Consider the following 19,945-nt stretch of genomic DNA (forward strand, 5'->3'; position numbering starts at 1 on the left):
TCGACCATAAAGGGGGCGCCTCATGCAAACCCCCGCGTATGATCATGCCGTTATGCGGGCAAATCTGCAAGTCCCTAATGGGCCGAGCCTTTGTGCGGCCCAAATATGCTCTTCATTTGAGGACTTCGACTTGAACCTTTGCCGTGCCGCGCCCTTTGAAGCCGAGCTTGTGGGCGGCAGCGCGCGTGACGTCGATGATGCGCCCTTTGATGAAGGGACCGCGGTCATTGATGCGTACGACGGCGGCCCGGCCGTTGCGCAGATTGGTGACCTTCACCTTGGTGCCAAAGGGCAGCGTGCGGTGCGCCGCGGTCATTGCATTCGGATTGCACCGTTCGCCGGAAGCCGTGCGCGAGGTCAGGGCATACCAGGAGGCGTGGCCGGTCTGAGCATTGGCGCTTTGGGGCTGGGTTACGAGGACGCAGCTGGCCGCAAGGACCGCCGCGGCGAGGAACTTCGCCGAGTGGAGCATTCTTCTCTTCCCATGAAATCAACTTTGCCGTTGCCGCTTTCACCGGTGAAAAGGGGCCAGAAATGGGCAAGACCTGGGGCATTTCTTGGGGCGCGGCGGGAAGAGCTGCCAATGTGACCGTGATGTCACTCGGATCGCGCAGAAAAGCAAAAGGCCGCTCCCGAGAAGCGGCCTTTCCTATGTGTTGCTCAAGAAGAACAATGCGTCACTGGCAAAGCTGACGCGGGCCATTATAGGGCTGATAAGTACCACTATTGGCATCGAAGGAGCGATACTTCGAGCTGCAATAGGCATACCATTCCGGCGTCCAAGGAGCGGGCCGGGAGTCGTAAACGACCAGCGGATTGCGTGCCGGAACCGCATAGACGGGCGCCGGCTCGACATAGACGGGCGGCGGAGCCGCGTAGACCGGTGCCGGCTCGACGTAGACGGGGGCAGCGCGCGGCGCGGTCAGCGCCGATCCGAGAAGAGTCCCCGCGGCCAGACCGACAACACCGGCAGCAACCGCCGCACCGGCGTCATCGCGGTCGCGGCGATGATGGTGGCGGTGCCCATAATAGCCGCGCGGACGCTCCCAGCCACGGTCACCATAATATCCCCTGTGGCCATCCCAGTGGCGCGACTCCCATGAGCCGGCCTGCGCGCCAGCCGGCAGGGTAAGAGCAGTCAGTGCCACAGCCAGAGCCGCGGCAGTCGTCTTGAGAGCAGTGGGTCTGAAGAAAGACATCGTCGTTTCCTTGCCAATAAGCCCCGCCGGAAGATCATCTCCGGCTTCTTGATGAGATTGGTAGGACTTCCAGGCTGAACGATGGCTGAACGAACGCGCCTCGTTGCCATCACGCTCGCGAGGCCGTTAGAGACTTCGGCAAAACCGGAGGTCGACAGCGACACCCTGATGACCTCAAACGATGTCGCGCGGCTTGGCGGCGCATGGGCGCGCAACATGCCTTGAGCGCATCATGGCCGAGATACAAGAAACCTGGGAGGACCGCGATGGTGAGCCGGATCTTGCTTCCGATCGACCTCGACCACATCGCCAGCTGGAAGAAATCCGTGACGACGGCGATCGAGCTCACGCGTCTTTATGATGCCGAACTCGTGGTTTTGAGCGTGTTTCCGCAGATGGAAGCCGACTTTTCGCAGTTCCCGACACATCACCTCCCCGCCGTAGAGGTGTTTCGGCGCGAGTATCTTCCCGAAGATATCCGAAGCCGCGCCATCTACCGCTCGGGAACAGTGGCCCGCGGCATCCGTGCGGCCATCAATCAGGAACAGATCGATCTCGTCGTGATGGCGTCGCACAACCCCAATCTCGGCGACTATGTCATGGGCTCAAACGCGGCCAATGTGGTCCTGCACAGCCCGTGCTCGGTGCTGGTGGTGCGTTAAACAAAAAAACCGCCGGGCATGCCGGCGGTTCGATTGTCAAATCTGGCTCGGAGCAGTCACACCCCAGAGCGGAAGCATTCAAGCAAGCTGGAGATTGACCGCCTGCGGGCCGCGGCCCCTGGGATCCTGCTGCAGCTCGAAGCTGACGCGATTGCCCTCGACAAGACCCGGAAGTCCCGAGCGCTCAACGGCCGAGATGTGGACGAAAACGTCCTTGCTGCCATCTTCCGGAGCGATAAAGCCGAAGCCGCGCGTGGAATCGAAGAACTTAACGGTGCCGGTCTGGCTCATGGGATAAACCCTTTCCCTTTGTAGTCGGATTCATCGAGGTCGGCTCATCGCCGCACCCGAATTTCGAAACAGTCGGGAAAGACATCACCTACCGGTCGGGTACAAAACCGCGCGGCGCAGACTTAACCGGTCGTCGGGGCGCGCCCATCCAACATTTACGCGCCCATGCGCGTTATGACGGGAAACGCCAAAGATAACAAGGCGCCGCCTCAGCGCCTTCGTCACAGCGCCGGCTTTCTTACGATCCCGAGCCTCGCACGCAGCACGCGCGGCACGTCGTATTCGCGCATCAGCCGCTCCGTACCAGGCAGACCGAGCGCTTCACGCTGCACGACGAGCGCCCACAAGGCCTGGGCCGCCTCGTCCAACGCCCGCGCGCGAGCCTCTTCGATGCTGCCGTCTTCGATATCGCGGGCGGAGCCGCCGGCTTTCGCCGCATCTTCAAGGCGACGCCAGGCTGCGAGCGCCTCTTCAAAGCGCGAGGCGATACGGGAGAGGCTTGCAGCCCTCTCCGCCATCATCTCGTGCTCAAGGGCGTCGTAGGGCGAAGACTGCTTGCTCGGAGCAAGGATGCGCGGCGGACGGATGCTCATGTCCCATCAGCTAGGACGAGCCGCCTTTGCGGACAAGACCGACGTTGAGGCCCGCTGAGGCTGGCAGCGACGCCAAGGCCCTCCCCGTCCTTTCAGATGCCACCGCCTGCGTTGCGGCACATTTAGCGCCGCGTTTGACGGTCCTCGGGCAGGAATTGCGTGTGCTCTTTGTCGCGCTTTTGCCGTTCCTGCATCAATTCTTCGTAGGCGCGACGCTCCTCGGCCGAGAGCTGAACGCGCTTCACCGGCGCCTTCTTTCGTCGGTCCTTGGCCTTTTTGTAGAGCTGCGGCTCTGTGGACATGTGCCTCGTCTCCATCTGCCGGACCTCGCTAGATAACCACATCGCCGGCAAATGACGAGACGCTTTCCCGATTCGGCGGTCGCGGAGGCGAACCAACCGCCTATGCCAACCCGGATGGGTCCCATCCGAGCCGCGTCCTTGTCTTCGGACCTGTTCTGCGCCGGCATGCCTCACCTCCTCGTCCTGGAGGGGCGACCCTTCCCTGCCTTCAACGCGGAAGCAACCCGAAAAAAACGCTGGTCGAGAAAGCCCTGGTGGAGCTGACGGCAGGTGCGCGTCAGAAGGTCGCCATATCCCCGCGATCAGTTCTCTTCGCGGTACTGATATTTGGCCCGGCACCTGGCGCGCTGCTGCGCCGTGAGACTTCCGGCACAGCCCGGCGGCGCGAAAATGCGCTGGTTCTCCAGCTGGCGCTGGCGAAGACGCGGCTGATCATAGGGATTGTTGATCGGGTCTGGAGCCTTCAGCTTCGGCACTTCGACGCGCGGGATCCGCGGCCGATCGGGGTTGCCGAAGCTCTGCGCAGTCGCAACGGAGGGGATCGCGGCAAACGCGAGAAGACCGGCGAGTGCCAATCCCGAAAGGGACCGGCCTGAACTCCGGATCGGACGTCGAGCGGACCTGAACATGTCATTCATGTGGGGCAGCTCTCGGCCATTCACAAGCTGACATTCGTACTTTGCGGTTCGGCCTTAATTCCGTCTTCCGACGCAGCTAGCGGCCCGCCTGCCGCAGATGTCAGGAAGGAACCGACATGGATACGATGCCGACGCGCCGCAGCTTCACGGCCCTCATGGCCGCGATGGCCGGCAGCGCGTTTTTGCCCGCCCCGCTTTTCGCACAGACCGCAGACGATAAGGCTCCGCAGGACGAGCTGATGCGCACGCTCTCCGAGGTGGAGCAGCGCCTGAATGCGCGTCTCGGCGCCTATGTCCTCGACATCGAGACGGGTCGCGAATGGGCCCAGCGCGCGGACGAGCGTTTCCCCATGTGCAGCACCTTCAAGCTGCTCGCCTGCGGCGCCGTGCTGGCGAAGGTCGATATGGGCGAGGAAGATCTCGAGCGTCGCATCATCTTCGAGGAAAAGGACCTCGTGACCTATTCCCCCGTCACCAAAGAGCATGTCGGTGGTGAAGGGATGACGCTTGCGGATCTCTGCGTCGCGGCAATGACGCAAAGCGACAACACGGCCGGTAATCTGATCCTCGACAGCCTCGGCGGCCCGCCCGCGATCACCTCTTTCGCCCGCTCCATCGGCGACCAGGTGACCCGCCTCGACCGCAGGGAAACAGAGCTCAACGAGGCAACGCCCGGAGATCCGCGGGACACGACCAGCCCGCGCGCCATGGGCCGTGACGCACAGACGCTCCTTGTCAAAGGCAGTCTCTCAGACCGATCCCGCCTGTACCTCAAGAGATGGATGTGCACCAACAAGACGGGCGACGAGAAGCTGCGGGCCGGTCTTCCCGGGGACTTCCTCGTCGGTGACAAGACGGGCGGCGGCGGCAACGGCACGATGAACGACGTGGCGGTCATCTGGCCGAGCGGACGCAAACCCATCATCGCCTCCATCTACCTGACGGAAAGCGGCGCCTCGTTCGATGAGCGCAATGCCGGTTTTGCCGAGATCGGCAAGGCGATCGCGGCCGTGATCAAGGCCTGAGTGTCGTTAACGACCCGGCCGCCCGGTTTTTCTCGGGCGGCGCTGGCGCGCGCGCTCGTCTTCGGGTTCTTCGTATGATCCCTTGCCGATGTTCTCGCGCCGCAACGGCTTGACATCCTCGCCCTCCGGGGCGCGCAAGGGAGCCGCACCGCCGAGCGGTTTTTCCGTCCGTCCGACCGTCATCTCGTCGAGCGTGTTCTTGCGCACGCGCGAGCCGCCCGACTTGGCCGCATCTTTCCGGCTCTGCCGGGTGTTTTCGATGCCGGTGTTGCGGGCAAGCGGGTCGTCCATGACCGCAAGTTCGGTTGCTTCCAGCCGCTTGATCTCGTCGCGCATCCGAGCCGCCTCTTCGAATTCCAGATTCGACGCGGCCTCCAGCATGCGCTTTTCGAGGTCCTCAATGTGGGCGCGCAGATTGTGCCCCATGAGCGCGCCTTCATCCTCGGCGTGTCCGGCTCCGCGGCCGCCGCCGGAGACGCCGACGCGGACATGATCGCGCTCGTAGACGGAATCGAGGATATCGGCGATGCGCGCCTTCACCGATTCCGGCGTAATATTGTTCTCGACATTGTAGGCGATCTGCTTTTCACGCCGGCGCTCGGTTTCCGCGATCGCCCGTTCCATCGATCCGGTCATACCGTCCGCGTATAGGATCACCCGACCATCGACATTCCGGGCAGCGCGGCCGATCGTCTGCACCAGCGACGTTTCGGAGCGCAAGAAACCCTCCTTGTCGGCATCCAGAATCGCGACGAGACCGCATTCGGGGATGTCCAGTCCCTCGCGCAGCAGGTTGATGCCGACAAGAACATCGAAGGCGCCAAGCCGCAGGTCGCGGATAATCTCGATGCGCTCGATCGTATCGATATCGGAATGCATGTAGCGCACGCGCACGCCGTGTTCGTGGAGATATTCCGTCAGATCCTCGGCCATGCGTTTGGTCAGCACCGTGACGAGGGCGCGATACCCGCCGGCAGCCGTCTCCTTCACCGCGCCCAGGAGATCGTCGACCTGGCTGGAGGCTGGACGGATTTCCACCGGTGGATCGATCAAGCCGGTCGGACGAATGACCTGCTCGGTGAAAACACCGCCGGTCTCGTTGAGCTCCCAGTTGCCCGGCGTCGCCGACACGCACACACTCTGCGGGCGCATGGCGTCCCACTCCTCAAAGCGGAGCGGCCGATTGTCCATGCAGGACGGCAGCCTGAAACCGTATTCGGCGAGCGTCGCCTTGCGACGGAAGTCGCCGCGATACATGCCGCCGATCTGCGGAATGGTGACATGGCTCTCGTCGACAAAGACGAGCGCGTTGTCGGGCAGGTATTCGAACAGGGTCGGCGGCGGCTCTCCGGGCTTGCGCCCCGTCAAATAGCGCGAATAGTTCTCGATGCCGGCACAGGAGCCTGTCGCCTCGATCATCTCCAGATCGAAGCGCGTGCGCTGTTCCAGGCGCTGCGCTTCGAGAAGTCGCCCCGCCTTTTCCAGTTCGTCGAGCCGCCATTTGAGCTCTGCCCGAATGCCCTTCACCGCCTGCTGCAGAGTCGGTTTAGGCGTCACATAGTGCGAGTTCGCATAGACCTTTACGGACCGAAGCTCACCCGATTTCTGACCTGTGAGCGGATCGAATTCCGAAATCGCCTCGATCTCGTCGCCGAACAGCGAGACCCGCCAGCCACGATCTTCCAAGTGGGCCGGGAAAATCTCGATCGTGTCGCCACGCACCCGGAACGTGCCACGGATGAAATTGGCGTCCGAGCGTTTGTATTGCAGGGCCACGAGATCGGCCATGAGCTGGCGCTGATCGAGTCGATCGCCCACCTCCAGGCCAAAGGTCATGGCCGTGTAGGTTTCCACCGAGCCGATACCGTAGATGCAGGAGACGGAAGCGACGATCACGACGTCGTCACGTTCGAGCAGCGCGCGCGTCGCCGAGTGGCGCATGCGGTCGATCTGCTCGTTAATGGAGGATTCCTTCTCGATATAGGTGTCGGTGCGCGGGACATAGGCTTCCGGCTGATAATAGTCGTAGTAGGAAACGAAATACTCGACCGCATTCTCCGGGAAGAACGATTTGAACTCGCCGTAGAGCTGCGCTGCCAGGGTCTTGTTGGGCGCCAGAATGAGCGCGGGGCGCTGCGTCTCCTCGATCACCTTCGCCATGGTGAAGGTCTTGCCCGAGCCCGTCACGCCGAGCAGAACCTGGGTCGCCTCCCCCGCCTCTTTGATCCCCGCAACGAGTTCCGAGATCGCCTGGGGCTGATCTCCGCGCGGCTCGAATTCGGAGGTGATCTTGAGGGGGACACCGCCCTCGGATTTTTCCGGCCGCGGGGGTCGATGCGGGACCCAGGTGCCGTCGCGAAACTCCGGACGGCCTTTCTCGATAAGAGAAGACAGCGCTTCGACGGTCGCCGTTACGGCGGAGCCCGGCAAGTTCTCCGCATCTTCCAGATTTACATCGAAGCCTGCGGCCGGGCTCATGCCCGCACCCGCGCGCTCCTTGGCGGAGCTGCGCCCGCCCATCGAGGTTCCCCTCGAAGTCTTCAAAGGCTTGTCGGCGGCTTTCTTGCCGGCACCGGGCTTTTTGCCCTTGCCCGCGGCGCCACGGCCCGATTTCGCCGGCGCTTGCGTCTCGTCGGCCTTGAGGGGGATCGACTGGTCCGTCTCCCAACCGGAGTTCTTTCCGGGCCCAAGCTTCGACTTTCCGTCACGAGATTTTCTTTCCGGCGCCGGATCTGCCTCCGGTTTTTCCGGAACGGCGATGGAGCGATCATAGGCGAGGCCGCCGCGATCCTTCGGCTGGGGCGGCCGAACGCGCGTGCTGCGCCCTTCCGCCTCGGCCTCGCGCGCGATCTCTTCCGCCCACGAGGTGATCGAGCCGGCAAACGCCTTTTCGATCGGCACTCCTTCCAGCGAGGGCTGTGCGGCCTCGCCGAACCCCTCGCCGTCGCCTTCCGGCTGATCGTACGTGGTTTCGGAGGCCGGTTTAGCGGCCTTGCCGCCTCGCCCGGGAGATGTGCGCCTGTCTGCTGCCATGTTCTCTATATGGACCAGCCTTGCGGGCGCGAAAAGGCCTGAGAGGTAGCTTTCGCCTGCCGACGAGGGCGGCAGCTTCACCCGCCACAGCCTCTCGCAACCTGCTCGTGTTACATGCCCGCAGAACGTGATTCTTCATTTCGCCACAAGAGCTTCTATCCTGGAACGAAAGCAATTCGAATTTGGGGGAACGTCCGGGGGTCTTCCTACTGGCTCACCTGACCTGGAGTTTGGAGACTTGCGGATCACTCTCGGCGTCGGCCGCGTCCGACCGCAAATCATGGCGCTCGGAATTTTGCCCTTCCTCGGCCTGCACGCATTCGCTTCACCGGCCGAGGCGGATCAACGAGACTGGCTGATCGTCAATCGTTCACCGCTCGCCGACGGCGCGGCCATCTACACATTGGGCGCCCAGAGCGCCGGTGATTTGGACGGTCGCTTCGGGGTCGACATTGGCACGACCGGCAGTGGCTCGCACGGTGTCGACACACGCGTGTGGCAATGGGGGAACCGCCCGACGGATGTGGCATGGTACAGCCTCGCCCTGCCCGGCCCCTTCCCGAATTACGACTGGACGTGGGACAAGGCCTGGATCGAAGGCAATGTGATCCCCGAAGAGAACAGCTACCGAATCGCGGCGCGTATCGGGCGCCAGGAATCCTTCGGCAACCTCGTCGAAGCGTCGCTGCAGCTGAGTTACGCTTTGTCCGGCTCCGGCATCGGGTCCAACGCCGAGCAGACGATGGCGACCGCACCCTATCTGCGGCTCAACATCCTCCCGACCGACACCGCCCTCACGGCGCAGTCCTACGTGTCGGATACCGATTTCATCTGGCACAGCTCTCTCGAAGCCCAACAGCAGCTGATCAAAGGCATGTCGCTCGTGGGGGCGGTTTCCGACATCGGGCTCGACAGCCAGAATGCCAGCCTTCGCCTGCAACTCTATCGAAGATGGTGACGCCGAATCGGCGCCTCGTCTAGGCGTTGCCGAATCGCCCTATCGCAGGACGATGATCGTCACCGGCCGACCGACCTCGATATTGATCACGGCATCGTCGCCGATGTCGCTCCGGCGGCTGAAACCGAGCGCCGTCAGCGCGTCGCCACGGAGCCAGCCATGTCTCGCACTGCCAGAGCGTGGCCGTACGAGACACCATCCCTCCGCCTGCGCACAGCCGTTGACGACGACTTCGGAGCCCCTCGACACATCGCCGAGCACCTCAGACGCATCATTGGGGAGAGCTCGGATGACCGCATCATGGCGCAAAGCAGCATCTGCCGCGAGCGCGGACGATGACAGGCCCGATAGACCCAGCACGATCAGAGAGACGGTCAGGCGGATATGTGCGAGGCGCGGCACGGGCATCCCGGTAAGGATTGATTCACCATGGCGCCACGGTGCCGTTTCCGCGATGGCTCTGCAAGAGCCGCGCTTCTCCCGGTATCTCGCTTCAGCTCAAAAAGAGCCGCAAGGTGAACGCGCCGCCTTCACGCGGCAGACGGTTAGAGATCCAGCGCGTCGAGACCGGCATCGATATGGTCCGCCAGAAGCGGCATGCCCAGGAGATACTTGGAGGTCTTGCCCTGGGCGCGGCTTCTCGCTTCGGAGCGCGCCTCATCCCAATCGTCGGCGCCGTAATCACCGCGCCCGATCCATACGATCGCGACCAGATCCGCCGCTTCGTCGATATTCAGATCGTCGATGAGCTCACGAAGCTCTTGCTCGGTCTGGTCGTCGGTCTCTTCTTCAGCGAGCGCGTCGTGATGATGCGATTCGTGCATTCCCTCGGCATCGAGATCGATTTCATGATCCCGGCCGTCCTCGTAGCCCGCCTCCAAATCAGCACTGAGCGTGCGGGCCTTGTCGGCAAAGAGGCGGAGGGTCGAAGGATCGAGAGAAAGATCGACAGCCATTGTTCCGTGTTCTGCTTGTGTGCCGGCCTTCAAAAAAGCCTAACACGAGTGTTACGTCTTGTAGCGGAACGCGTTGTCACGTGGCCTGCGCCGGCAACCGTTCCCTCCCAGGAAGGCACTAGCCTGAAACAAAAAAAAAGACGAGCCCCGGTGTTTGATATCCAGGACTCGTCGAAAGAGTTTGGAGCCGGTCAACGACCGGCCGTCCAAGAGGGGAACAGCTGCTCTCTGCGGCCACAGGGAAGTGCCCGAAGAGCTCGTCAGCTCCCGCTTTATCGTCCGACAATCGGCCGATCACAATGAAAGAGTGTGCATGCCAGCCATGCATGTGCCCGAAACATAGGCACTGACTGCCTTCCAAGAGGGCAAAACGGGGCCAAAGACGTCGTCGTGACCGCGCCCGAAGGCGCACTTGGCGCGCCGGCTTCCCGCATGCTACCGGTTCCCGCGCTTCAACTTCTCGCCGGCCTTCGTCAAATCATGGTTCCGCATCCCGCAAATCCGCCCAAGCCCCGCTGTTGGGTGTTGACGACCGGCGAGGCCGGCATGCGCAGCCAGGCCCTCGGATTGGCCGAACGCTTGGGCGTGCCGTTCGAGGAGAAGACCATCAGGCTCCGGCAGCCCTGGTCGTGGCTTCCGGGACATTTGTGCCCCGCGGCGCTGACCGGCCTCGATCCCTCGCGCGACCTTCTCACGCCGCCCTGGCCGGATCTCCTCATCAGCTGCGGGCGCCGTTCCACCGCCGCCTCGATCGCGATCCACAGTGCTTCGGAAGGCACCACGCGGACGGTGCACATTCAAAATCCGCTGACGCCTGTGCACCATTTCGACCTCGTCGTTTCGATGCGCCACGACCACCTTGCCGGCGAGAACGTCGTCAATGTCGACACGGCACTGCATCGTGTGACGCGCGAAAAACTCGACGAGGCCGCAGCTCAATGGGGGCCCCGCCTCCGCGGTTCGGAAAACAGCCTCATCGGCGTCGTTCTGGGTGGCCCGACACGTCATTACTGGATGAGCGAGGCCTTCCTCGCACGCCTCAAGGCGATCATCCGCGGCGTGCACGAAGTCACCGGAGCGCGTGTCGTGGTGACGCCCTCGCGGCGAACCGAAGACCGGGTCAAGCAAGCTCTCGCCGGGGAGTTTCAGGCCGAGCCCTGGTACTGGCAGTGGAACGGAAGCGGCGACAATCCATATTTCGGGCTTCTCGCGCTGGCCGATCGCCTGATCGTGACCGCCGATTCCGTCTCGATGGTGTCTGAAGCCGTCGCGAGCGGGCATCCGGTCAATCTTCTGCCTCTCAATGGGCGCTCGCGCCGTCACGATGAATTCGCTTCCAATCTCGACGCCCGCGGTCTCGTATCTCTGACCGGACCCGACGGGGTCGATCTGGAGTTCCAGGGCGCCGGCGCCGTCGATGCCACCGCTTATGCAGCCGAAGTCGTCCGAGAGCGCCTTTTGAGCTGACATTCATACGCTCCGGCAGGAGCGCATGAACATCGAAAAGCACCGAAAACAGCGCCTGGGTTGCACCAGGCGCACCAAACAACCCGCCTTCGGCCGAAACCTGGTGACGGAAGGGCATGCTCGGCTTGCCCTTTGTGAACTTGCCGCCTATCTGGACAGACCAACCTGCGATGGGTGCGACCATGTCAACGGCCAACCACGCCAAGCTCTTGATCATCGGGTCAGGTCCCGCCGGCTATACGGCAGCCGTCTACGCGGCGCGAGCTCTTCTCGAGCCGGTCCTGATTGCCGGAATGGAGCCTGGCGGACAGCTCACAATCACCACCGAGGTGGAGAACTATCCAGGCTTTGCGGAGCCGATCCAAGGCCCATGGCTGATGGAGCAGATGCGCAGTCAGGCGGAGAATGTCGGCACCCGCATCGTCAGCGATATCGTCGTCTCGGCCGAGCTCACCACGCGTCCCTTTCGACTGACCCTCGACAGCGGCGATGTCTGGACGGCGGATGCGGTCGTCATCGCCACGGGCGCGCAGGCGCGCTGGCTCGGCCTGCCGTCGGAGGAGCGCTTCAAGGGCTTCGGCGTGTCGGCCTGTGCCACCTGCGACGGCTTCTTCTACAAGGATAAGGACGTTCTCGTCGTCGGTGGCGGCAATACCGCCGTCGAGGAAGCGCTCTATCTGTCCCACCTCGCCCGCCACGTGACACTCGTGCACCGTCGCGATGCGCTCCGCGCCGAGCGGATCCTGCAGGACCGTCTCCTCACACGGGACAATGTCAGTGTGATGTGGGATTGCGCCATCGAAGAAGTGCTGGGCCAGGGCGGCTTTCCACCGTCGGTGACCGGGGCGAAGCTCCGCAACGTTCGGACCGGCGCGATCTCGGAAGTCGCGGTCGACGGCGTCTTCATTGCCATTGGTCACGCGCCGGCCGTGTCTCTTTTCAAAGACCAGCTTCGCCTGAAGCCGAACGGCTATCTGTGGACCGCGCCGGATTCGACGGCGACGGATATCCCCGGGGTTTTCGCGGCGGGTGACGTGACCGACGACGTTTTCCGGCAGGCGGTGACCGCCGCCGGCCAGGGCTGCATGGCAGCTTTGGAGGCGGAGAAATACCTCTTCGCGCTGGAAGCACAGCAGGAGGCGGCCGAGTAGGCCAACTGTCTCGACGCGCAACGTTCAAGACCTCAGGGGCGCAGGGATCCTGAAGGGGGTGTGATGGATTGGGATAAGCTGCGGATCTTCCACGCGGCGGCAGAAGCCGGGTCGTTTACCCATGCCGGCGATTCGCTCAACATGAGCCAGTCGGCCGTCAGCCGACAGGTGAGCGCACTGGAATCAGAGCTCGGGGTTCCCCTCTTCCACCGCCACGCCCGCGGCCTCATTCTGACGGAGCAGGGCGAACTTCTCGTGCGTACGGCACGCGAAGTACTGGTGAAGCTCGAACAGACGCGCGCCGAACTGGCGGATTCCAAGGGGCAGCCGTCGGGCGCTCTCAAGGTCACGACCACCGTCGGGCTCGGCTCCAGCTGGCTCGCTTCGCGTCTCAACGAATTCATCGACCTCTACCCACAGATCAATCTGCAGGTCGTGCTCGACGATGATGAACTCGACCTCTCGATGCGCGAAGCTGATGTCGCGATCCGACTGCGGGCGCCCACGCAACCGGACCTCATTCAGCGCAAGCTCTTCACGGTGCACTTCCACGTTTACGCCTCGCCGGATTATCTCCAGCGTTTCGGACAGCCGAAGAGTGTGGCCGAGCTCGATGAGCACCGCATCATCGTCTATGGCGAGAATGCCCCGGCCTATCTCCGGGACATGAATTTGCTGATGAGCAGCGGTCGCGAGAACGGCGAGCCCCGCACTCCGATCATGGCAATCAACAATGTCGTCGCGATCCGGCGTGCCATCGAAAAGGGGCTCGGCATCGCCATGCTTCCCGACTACCTCGTCAACGAACAATCGCCGCTGGTAGCCATTCTGCCGGAAGCGGAAGTGCCGGCCTTCGACACCTATTTCGTTTACGCGGAAGAGCTCAGGAACTCCGCCCGCGTCCAGGTTTTCCGGGATTTTCTCATCGCCATGGCACGCCGCTGGCATTATTGAGGCGCGCGCCGCATCCCCAATGACCATGGCCTGAGGCCTTCTTCGCAGCGTCTTGACGCATCGTTCTCTTCAAATGCGAAAAGCGCGGCCTTTCGGCCGCGCCAGTCGAACATAGCTTCCTGAGGCTATGCCGCCTCTTTCGAGGCCGCTTTCAGGATGTCGTCGGAAAGTCGCCCATGCACTTCGGCCAGATGATCGAAGTTTGAGGTGAAAGTGCCGACGCCCTGTGTGGCCGAACGCAACTCAATGATGAGATCGGCAATCTCGGCTTCCGGAATGAGCGCCGAGATCACATCCCAGCCATCCCAATCCGGTTTGCCGTCAAAGCCGAGAAGCTGACCGCGCCGCCCTGAGACGATGGCGTTCACCTTCGGCGTCGCATCACTCGGCACGGTGATCTCAACCTTCAGGACGGGCTCCAGGATGACCGGCTGACATTGCGGCAGCCCTTCACGCATGGCGAGGAGTGCCGCCATCTTGAATGCCTGCTCGGAGGAATCGACCGAGTGATAGGAACCGTCGGTGAGAGTGACGCTGACGTCCACGACCGGAAATCCACCAAGCGGGCCGCTTTCCAGCGCTTCTCTTGCGCCCGCCTCGACCGCGGAGAAATATTGGCGCGGGACCACGCCGCCGGATATCGTCTCATTGAAGACGAAGCCGGAACCGCGCGGCAGCGGCTTGATGTCGATCACGATGTCGCCGAACTGACCATGCCCGCCGGACTGCTTCTTATGGCGGCCACGCTGCGTCACCGAACCCTTGATGGTCTCGCGGTAGGGTACGGTCGCAACGGCGGTCTCGATCGACAGGCCGTTCTTGCTCGCGAGCCGTTCAAGGGCGACGCGCAGATGCATCTCCCCCTGCCCGCTCACGACCGTCTCGCCCGTTTCCTGACGGTGCTCGACGACAAGAGAGGGATCTTCGTCGACGAGCTTGGCAAGGGCGGCGGAGAGTTTCACGTCATCCTTGCGCTCGCTCGGCCGCACGACCTTGTGCAGGACCGGCTGCGGGGGCGTCGGCACGGCGATCGTGGGGATAGCCGCCCCTTTGGCCGACAGCGTATCGCCGGTCACAGCCCCGTCGAGCTTGCCGAGAGCGACGGTGTCGCCGGCTTTGGCGGTCCCACGCTTTGTCGTCTTCTGTCCGAGGAGATCGTAGATCCCCGAAACTTTGCCCGCAGGACCGGCGGCATTGTCGAGTTCGGCGGCATCTTCCACCGACCCGGCAAGGACCCGGCTCAAGGAAAGCTTGCCGCCGTGACTGGTGTGAATGGTCTTCATCACCTGCACGAGGGGCCCGGTTGCGTCTTCAAGATCGAGACGGGCGCGGGTGTCGGTGACGTCGGGAGCCTCGTGGCGCAGCGCTTTCAAGAGGCGCATGATGCCGTTGCCATTCGCCGCCGAGCCGAGGAAGACGGGAACAATCTCGCTGGCGCGCATCTCTTTGACGAGATCGGCAAAAACCTCGTCGCGCGGTGGCTGAATGTCTTCCAGAAGCTGTTCCATCAGCGCGTCGTCATGATCGGCGAGCGATTCCAGCATGGAGAAGCGCGCTTCTTCGCTCTCCATGCGCTCCATCTCCGCCATGTCGATGACTTCGCTCGGCGCGTGTTCGCGGTAGAGGAAGGCCCGATCGAGCGCGAGATCGACGAAACCGACCGCAATGCCGTCTTTCCAGATCGGCAGCTGACGCAAGACGAGCGGCACGGAGGAGACCGGCTGCAGCAGTTCAAGCGCGTCACGTACGCCGCCCGAGGCGCGGTCGATCTTGTTGAAGAACAAGAGCCGCGGCACGTTGCGCTCTTCCAGATGCTTCATCACCACCTGGAGCGCAGGAATTTTCTTGTCGTCCGGCTCGGCGACCACGATCGCCGCGTCGACACAGGCGAGGACCGGGTCGGATTCGTAAGCGAACTCAACGGAGCCCGGGCAGTCGATGAAACAATAGGTTTCATCCATGAAGGTGGTCGTGGCCGTGTTGACCTCGACGCTCATGGCGTGCTCGCGCGCTTCCGGCGAGGCATCACCGACGGTGTTCCCGGAGGCCACCGCCCCCACTTTGGGGATCGCGCCGGTTCGGAAAAGGATCTCTTCAAAGAGGCTGGTCTTACCGCTCGCGAAGGGGCCAACGATGGCGATGCATCGAGGCCCCTCGCGCCTCGCACCTCCTGCGTCTCTGCCGCTCATTTCGCCGCTCCTTTCCCTGACATTGAAAACTTCATCACAACCGATTTCTAGCGCGTTGCGCGTAGGTTACGGTAGCCACAGATCGTCTCAGCGGACGCGGCTTTTTGCAAGTCTGCAACACGTCCGAGCTATTCTTCCTCGCATGCTTGATTCGCGGGGCTCGCCCGCGCATGGTCACGCAAAAGCGGAGGACGGAATGCGCATGAATAGGCTGTTTTTGGGTCTTGGAGCCGTCCTCGGGGCATGTCTCGCGCAGCCGCAGGCCTACGCCGCCGATCTCGCACGCGGCTACAATGCCGGGGTTTATGCCGCGGCACCCGCACAGCCGACGAGCTGCAATGAGCAGGGCGTTCTCAACCGGATCGTGGAACGCTTCGCCTGGGCGGAGAAAAACACCTGGCATCGCGGCCTCTTGATCGACAGCGTCGTCGAACCTCGCCTGCGTTACACGGCTGGAATGGCCCCGGGCCGGATCATGAACGACCGTTGCGAGGCGCGTGCCCTCATGAGCGACGGAACCGTGCGGCCGGTCTATTACATCGTGCAAGAGAATATGGGCTTTGCCTCGCTCGGTCGCGGCATCGATTTCTGCGTCCTCGGCCTCGATCCCTGGCGAGTCTATGACGCCGATTGCAGGACGATGCGGTAAGTCACGTCTGCGGCCGACCGTTGCGGTGGCATCTGCTTATCTGACATCCAACCCCGGGCCGATGCGGCCGCTGGAGGTGGTGTATGCGCGGCCTCAGCCTTCTCACCCTCCCCTTTTTCGTCTTTTCTCCCGCGCTCGCGCAGGAAACGAACAGCTTTCGCGATTGGTCCGTGACGTGTTCTTCGGACGCCGGGTGCAGCGCCCAGGTGAACGGGCCCTCCACGCAATTCGCCCTCGATCGGAGTGAGGGCGCCGCCGGCTGGTACATTCGCTTCGACTTCTCCGACCCGCTCCCCGACCCCGACCGTCCCCTGACCCTCATGATCGACGGCGACAAGACTGTGCTGCAGGCTCAATCCGGGTGGAGTTTTACGGGCGAGGCCGGACGGAGTTTCGTCCGGGGCAACGACAGCCTGCGGGCCGCTTTGTTAAGCGCCCTGCAGGGCGGAACGCAGCTCGTCGTGGAGTACATCGACGTCACCGGAGAGCCGCGCCGTCAGCTTTTCTCTCTCGCCGGCCTCACCGCCTCCTTGTTGTGGGCGGAGGAACAGATGGGCATCGTGGGGGAGAAGCGCCTCGCGTCCGCCCCCGACCAGGACGCGGTGGACGCACAGCGGGCGTCGGATATCGAAACCTTGTCGATCGAAGCCTCCGCCATCCCGGCCGTCGTTCTCGAGCGACATCAGCAATCCAGCGCTTGCGAAGCGCTCGACAGCGAGCTGATGCGGGATATCCCGCCACTCATCTCGCGGGTCAGCGACACGGCCATCGTCTATGCCATTCCCTGCGTCGTGGCGGCCTACAATGTCACCTACCGGATCTATCTGCGCGAGACCGGAGAGATCGGCGGACTTCAGACACTCTATTTCCCGCAATGGTCGGAGACCTATGGTTGGAGCGGGACCGATCTCTTATTCAATGTCGCGCTTGACGGCGACCACCTTTCAGCGACCGCGCTTGGACGCGGCGTCGGCGATTGCGGGACGCAAGCCGATTTCACCTTCCTGGATTATGCCTTCCGGCTCGACCGCTATGCGGCCGAAGAGGAATGCCGGGGCCGTTTGCCGGCCGACTGGCCCGTCATCTACGAGCACGGCAAACAGCCACAAAAAAGCCCGACCTGAGGCCGGGCTCGCATCCCTTTGCGCGTCGTCCGTGCGGGGCGCATGCGCCCCGCGTTCAAGAGGTCCTAGAACTTGTAGCCAACGCGGGCGCGGACCGAATGCGTATCGAGATCGACCGCCGTCGGTGCCGTAAGGCTGAACGTCTTGTCCTCGTAATCCGTGTAGCGGTACTCGACACCCGCGGTCAGATTGTTGGTGATCGCGGCTTCGGCACCGGCGCCGAGCGTCCAACCAACGCGCGTGTCGCTGTCGCTCACGCCACCGGACTTCGCCTTGACGTCGCTGAGCGCAACACCACCCGTCGTGTAGAGAAGGAAGCGATCCAGCGCGATGCCGGCGCGACCACGCAACGAGCCGCTCCAATTCTGCTCGACGGAGATGCCGTTGTCGTCGCCATCGAGACCAGAGGCGAGCGCATCCGCCTCCACGCCGACCACAAACTGATCGAACTGGCGCTGATAGCCGGCATAAATCCCACCATCGACGCCGTCGACATCGACGTTGCCGCCGCTCGTATCGCTCTCGCCGGTGGAATAGCCGAGCATGGCACCGAGATAAAAACCGGACCAATCATTCGGACCGGTTGTGGTGACCATCGGAGGCTCAGAGGTATAGGTTTCGGGCGCCGGCAGATCGGCAGCCAGCGCAGACGATGCCACCAGACCGAAAGCAGCAGCGAGAACCAGTGGTGTGCGCACAATAACCTCCACTTCTCCGACAACCCTAACGCCCGAGGCCGGAAGACGTTCCAATGAAATCTTACAGCCGGCGTTGGTTCGGAGCTAGCCTTAGATTGTGATAACCGGCGGTCGAAAAAAGGGTGAAACCTGAACAATTCCGTGATCAAGAGTTAACGTGTCTCAGCTGCCACACCGACGCCGGTGATTCCCTGCAATAGAGCCTCTTCCACCTCAATCTGTGACAATTCGCACAAGCCGCAAGTGACCGTTCCTCTCTCCATTTTCATCATCACCCGCAACGAGGCCGACCGCCTCGGCGAGACGCTCGCGGCCGTCCGCGGCCTGACCGACGACATCGTCGTCGTCGATTCCGGCTCCACCGACGGCACGCAGGAGCTGGCGAGGCGCCTGGGCGCCCGCGTCGTGCATCACGACTGGCAGGGTTTCGGCCCCCAGAAGCGTTTCGCAGAAGAGCAATGCCGCTACGATTGGCTTCTCAACCTCGACGCCGACGAGGTTCCTCAGCCGGAAGTCGTCGGCGGCATCAGCGCCTTGTTCGCCGATGGCGAACCTCCGCTCAGCCTTTATCGCATCCGCATCGTCACGATTTATCCGCGCCATCACCATCCGCGGCTTTTTGCGGACTTCGTCAGCCCGGTTCGCCTCTACGACAGGCGCGTTGCGCGATATTCGCCGAGCCTGACCGACGATCGCGTCGTCGACCATGGTCTGCCGTCGGGCCTCGTGCCGGGGGCCGTGTGGCATTTCTCGTTCCGCTCGTTCGCGCATATTCGCGCCAAGCTCGATGGCTATTCCGATCTCCAGACGATCGAAAAGGCCGGGCGACGATCGCCCCTCGTTTTGAGGCTCAGGCTTCTCACCGAGTACCCGATGCAATTCGCTAAGTACTTCATTTTCCGTCGTCATTGGACGGGTGGAGTGCTGGGGGCGCGCTATGCGCATGAAATTGCGGCGGCGAAACAACGCCGTATTCGGCGCTTCCTGGAGGCTCGTCAGAAGCTTTCCTCGACCTGACGGCCGCCGCGTCGCGCACGACAACGGGGCTGTTGACCGGCGAATACCCGCCTATATGGGTCGCTGCAGCCCAACGGATCGGATCCCGCCGCCCATGTCGAGCCTCCTCACCCTCATCGCCGGCCTCATCTTCCTCATGATCGCCGCCGACATCCTGGTGAGAGGCAGTGTCTCTTTGGCTGAGCGGTTCCGCATACCGCCCCTCGTCGTCGGCCTCACCATCATCGCACTCGGCACCTCGGCCCCGGAATTGGTGGTGTCTTTGAAGGCCGGTTTTGCCGGGTCGGGCGGCATTGCCATCGGCAATGTGGTGGGCTCCAACATCGCCAACATCCTCTTGTGTCTCGGTCTTCCTTCCCTGATCTTCGCGACGGCCGTGAACGCGACCGGGCTCAAGCGGAATTTTTCCGTCATGGTCGCAGCCACCGTTCTCCTCATCGCATCGTGCTGGGACGGGACTTTGAGCCGGCTCGACGGCGGAATTCTCCTTCTTTGCTTTATCGCCTTCTTCGTCGCCCAGATCCTCGTGACCCGCGATTCCCGGCGCCAGCAGGAGGAGATCGAAGAGCTCCGCACCAACCTTTCGCCAGTCCTCGCCGCACTGATGGCCATCGGCGGCCTCGTCGTTCTGCCTTTCGCGGCGGACTTCGTCGTCGAGGGAGCCATCGGGCTCGCGGAGATGCTGGGCCTTTCGGAGACTGTCATCGGCGTCACGGTGGTCGCCGTCGGCACCTCGCTGCCGGAACTCGCCGCCGGGGTCATGTCCGCCTGGCGCGGTCATTCCGACATGACCCTCGGCAACGCCATCGGCTCCAACATCTTCAATATCCTCTTCATCCTCGGCGTTACCGCAAGTGCCGTACCTTTGGTCGTGCCGCCCGACTTCCTGCACTATGAATTCTGGGCGATGGTTGCGGCCGCGCTCGTCCTGGTCCCGTTCCTTGGCATGCGTTGGCCGATCGGCCGCCTGGGCGGGTTCATCCTCGTTCTCTTTTACGGTGGCCTCATCTGGGGTGCCGTCGCCCTTCCAGGCGCCTGA

Annotated in this window: 22 protein-coding genes; 11 read left to right on the plus strand and 11 right to left on the minus strand. The window is 62.9% G+C overall.

What is annotated here, in order from left to right:
• Positions 1–112 precede the first annotated feature (112 nt).
• Together BLP76_RS15085 and BLP76_RS15090 are read right to left on the minus strand one after the other, a co-directional pair.
• Positions 113–472 (minus strand): septal ring lytic transglycosylase RlpA family protein, encoded by a 360-nt coding sequence (locus BLP76_RS15085; RefSeq protein WP_092815132.1) that lies wholly within the window; start codon positions 470–472, stop codon positions 113–115.
• 205 nt (positions 473–677) lie between these two features.
• Positions 678–1,199: a BA14K family protein gene (locus BLP76_RS15090; protein WP_092815135.1), complete on the minus strand. Its 522-nt coding sequence runs from the start codon at positions 1,197–1,199 to the stop codon at positions 678–680.
• A gap of 81 nt (positions 1,200–1,280) precedes the next feature.
• Between BLP76_RS15090 and BLP76_RS18840 the strand changes: the two genes are divergently transcribed.
• The gene (locus tag BLP76_RS18840; protein ID WP_170130517.1) at positions 1,281–1,424 is read left to right on the plus strand and encodes a hypothetical protein; all 144 of its coding nucleotides are present in this window, start codon (positions 1,281–1,283) and stop codon (positions 1,422–1,424) included.
• Between the two features lie 41 nt (positions 1,425–1,465).
• The gene (locus tag BLP76_RS15095) at positions 1,466–1,861 is read left to right on the plus strand and encodes a universal stress protein (RefSeq protein WP_170130516.1); all 396 of its coding nucleotides are present in this window, start codon (positions 1,466–1,468) and stop codon (positions 1,859–1,861) included.
• A 78-nt stretch (positions 1,862–1,939) separates the two neighbouring features.
• Here BLP76_RS15095 and BLP76_RS15100 read toward each other — a convergent pair whose 3' ends face one another.
• From BLP76_RS15100 to BLP76_RS15115, 4 genes are all read right to left on the minus strand, one after another.
• Positions 1,940–2,152 carry a cold-shock protein gene (locus tag BLP76_RS15100; RefSeq protein WP_092815141.1) on the minus strand — a complete coding sequence of 71 codons (213 nt, stop codon included), beginning with the start codon at positions 2,150–2,152 and terminating at the stop codon, positions 1,940–1,942.
• Between the two features lie 221 nt (positions 2,153–2,373).
• Positions 2,374–2,745: a DUF6665 family protein gene (locus BLP76_RS15105; protein WP_092815144.1), complete on the minus strand. Its 372-nt coding sequence runs from the start codon at positions 2,743–2,745 to the stop codon at positions 2,374–2,376.
• Positions 2,746–2,867: 122 nt separating this feature from the next.
• Entirely contained in the window at positions 2,868–3,047 is a 180-nt protein-coding gene (locus BLP76_RS15110) for a hypothetical protein (protein WP_092815147.1), read from the minus strand.
• 302 nt (positions 3,048–3,349) lie between these two features.
• Positions 3,350–3,685 carry a hypothetical protein gene (locus BLP76_RS15115; RefSeq protein WP_139163757.1) on the minus strand — a complete coding sequence of 112 codons (336 nt, stop codon included), beginning with the start codon at positions 3,683–3,685 and terminating at the stop codon, positions 3,350–3,352.
• A 116-nt stretch (positions 3,686–3,801) separates the two neighbouring features.
• Here BLP76_RS15115 and bla point away from each other — a divergent pair, with 116 nt between their 5' ends.
• Positions 3,802–4,710, plus strand: a complete 909-nt coding sequence (gene bla, locus BLP76_RS15120; RefSeq protein WP_092815154.1) for a class A beta-lactamase — start codon at positions 3,802–3,804, stop codon at positions 4,708–4,710.
• A gap of 6 nt (positions 4,711–4,716) precedes the next feature.
• Here bla and uvrB read toward each other — a convergent pair whose 3' ends face one another.
• Positions 4,717–7,743: an excinuclease ABC subunit UvrB gene (gene uvrB, locus BLP76_RS15125; protein ID WP_170130515.1), complete on the minus strand. Its 3,027-nt coding sequence runs from the start codon at positions 7,741–7,743 to the stop codon at positions 4,717–4,719.
• A gap of 238 nt (positions 7,744–7,981) precedes the next feature.
• Here uvrB and BLP76_RS15130 point away from each other — a divergent pair, with 238 nt between their 5' ends.
• A complete protein-coding gene (locus BLP76_RS15130; RefSeq protein WP_092815157.1) occupies positions 7,982–8,701 on the plus strand; it encodes a hypothetical protein in 720 nt (239 codons plus the stop codon).
• 39 nt (positions 8,702–8,740) lie between these two features.
• Here the strand turns inward: BLP76_RS15130 and BLP76_RS15135 are convergent, their stop codons facing one another.
• Entirely contained in the window at positions 8,741–9,103 is a 363-nt protein-coding gene (locus BLP76_RS15135; protein ID WP_139163758.1) for an SH3 domain-containing protein, read from the minus strand.
• Positions 9,104–9,246: 143 nt separating this feature from the next.
• Positions 9,247–9,657: a DUF3775 domain-containing protein gene (locus tag BLP76_RS15140; RefSeq protein ID WP_092815163.1), complete on the minus strand. Its 411-nt coding sequence runs from the start codon at positions 9,655–9,657 to the stop codon at positions 9,247–9,249.
• Positions 9,658–10,203: 546 nt separating this feature from the next.
• On the opposite strand from BLP76_RS15140, the gene BLP76_RS15145 reads away from it, so the two are divergent.
• The 3 genes from BLP76_RS15145 to BLP76_RS15155 all read left to right on the plus strand — a co-directional run bounded on the left by BLP76_RS15145 (position 10,204) and on the right by BLP76_RS15155 (position 13,229).
• Positions 10,204–11,124, plus strand: coding sequence for a mitochondrial fission ELM1 family protein (locus BLP76_RS15145; RefSeq protein ID WP_170130514.1), 921 nt, complete (start codon positions 10,204–10,206; stop codon positions 11,122–11,124).
• A gap of 182 nt (positions 11,125–11,306) precedes the next feature.
• Entirely contained in the window at positions 11,307–12,275 is a 969-nt protein-coding gene (gene trxB / locus BLP76_RS15150) for a thioredoxin-disulfide reductase (RefSeq protein ID WP_092815401.1), read from the plus strand.
• A 63-nt stretch (positions 12,276–12,338) separates the two neighbouring features.
• Positions 12,339–13,229 carry a LysR family transcriptional regulator gene (locus BLP76_RS15155; RefSeq protein ID WP_092815169.1) on the plus strand — a complete coding sequence of 297 codons (891 nt, stop codon included), beginning with the start codon at positions 12,339–12,341 and terminating at the stop codon, positions 13,227–13,229.
• 125 nt (positions 13,230–13,354) lie between these two features.
• Here the strand turns inward: BLP76_RS15155 and BLP76_RS15160 are convergent, their stop codons facing one another.
• Complete coding sequence (locus tag BLP76_RS15160) at positions 13,355–15,418, minus strand: elongation factor G (protein ID WP_092815172.1); 2,064 nt, start codon at positions 15,416–15,418, stop codon at positions 13,355–13,357.
• A 196-nt stretch (positions 15,419–15,614) separates the two neighbouring features.
• On the opposite strand from BLP76_RS15160, the gene BLP76_RS15165 reads away from it, so the two are divergent.
• Together BLP76_RS15165 and BLP76_RS15170 are read left to right on the plus strand one after the other, a co-directional pair.
• Complete coding sequence (locus BLP76_RS15165; RefSeq protein ID WP_092815175.1) at positions 15,615–16,067, plus strand: hypothetical protein; 453 nt, start codon at positions 15,615–15,617, stop codon at positions 16,065–16,067.
• 83 nt (positions 16,068–16,150) lie between these two features.
• On the plus strand, positions 16,151–17,191 hold the full coding sequence (locus BLP76_RS15170; protein WP_092815178.1) for a DUF1176 domain-containing protein: 1,041 nt from the start codon (positions 16,151–16,153) through the stop codon (positions 17,189–17,191).
• 65 nt (positions 17,192–17,256) lie between these two features.
• Here the strand turns inward: BLP76_RS15170 and BLP76_RS15175 are convergent, their stop codons facing one another.
• Positions 17,257–17,889: an outer membrane protein gene (locus BLP76_RS15175; RefSeq protein WP_092815181.1), complete on the minus strand. Its 633-nt coding sequence runs from the start codon at positions 17,887–17,889 to the stop codon at positions 17,257–17,259.
• 243 nt (positions 17,890–18,132) lie between these two features.
• Here BLP76_RS15175 and BLP76_RS15180 point away from each other — a divergent pair, with 243 nt between their 5' ends.
• On the plus strand, positions 18,133–18,906 hold the full coding sequence (locus BLP76_RS15180; RefSeq protein ID WP_200170579.1) for a glycosyltransferase family 2 protein: 774 nt from the start codon (positions 18,133–18,135) through the stop codon (positions 18,904–18,906).
• 94 nt (positions 18,907–19,000) lie between these two features.
• A complete protein-coding gene (locus BLP76_RS15185; protein ID WP_170130512.1) occupies positions 19,001–19,945 on the plus strand; it encodes a calcium/sodium antiporter in 945 nt (314 codons plus the stop codon).

Origin of the sequence: Afifella marina DSM 2698, from assembly GCF_900102695.1 — a bacterium.
GTDB classification, from domain to species: Bacteria; Pseudomonadota; Alphaproteobacteria; order Rhizobiales; family Afifellaceae; genus Afifella; species Afifella marina.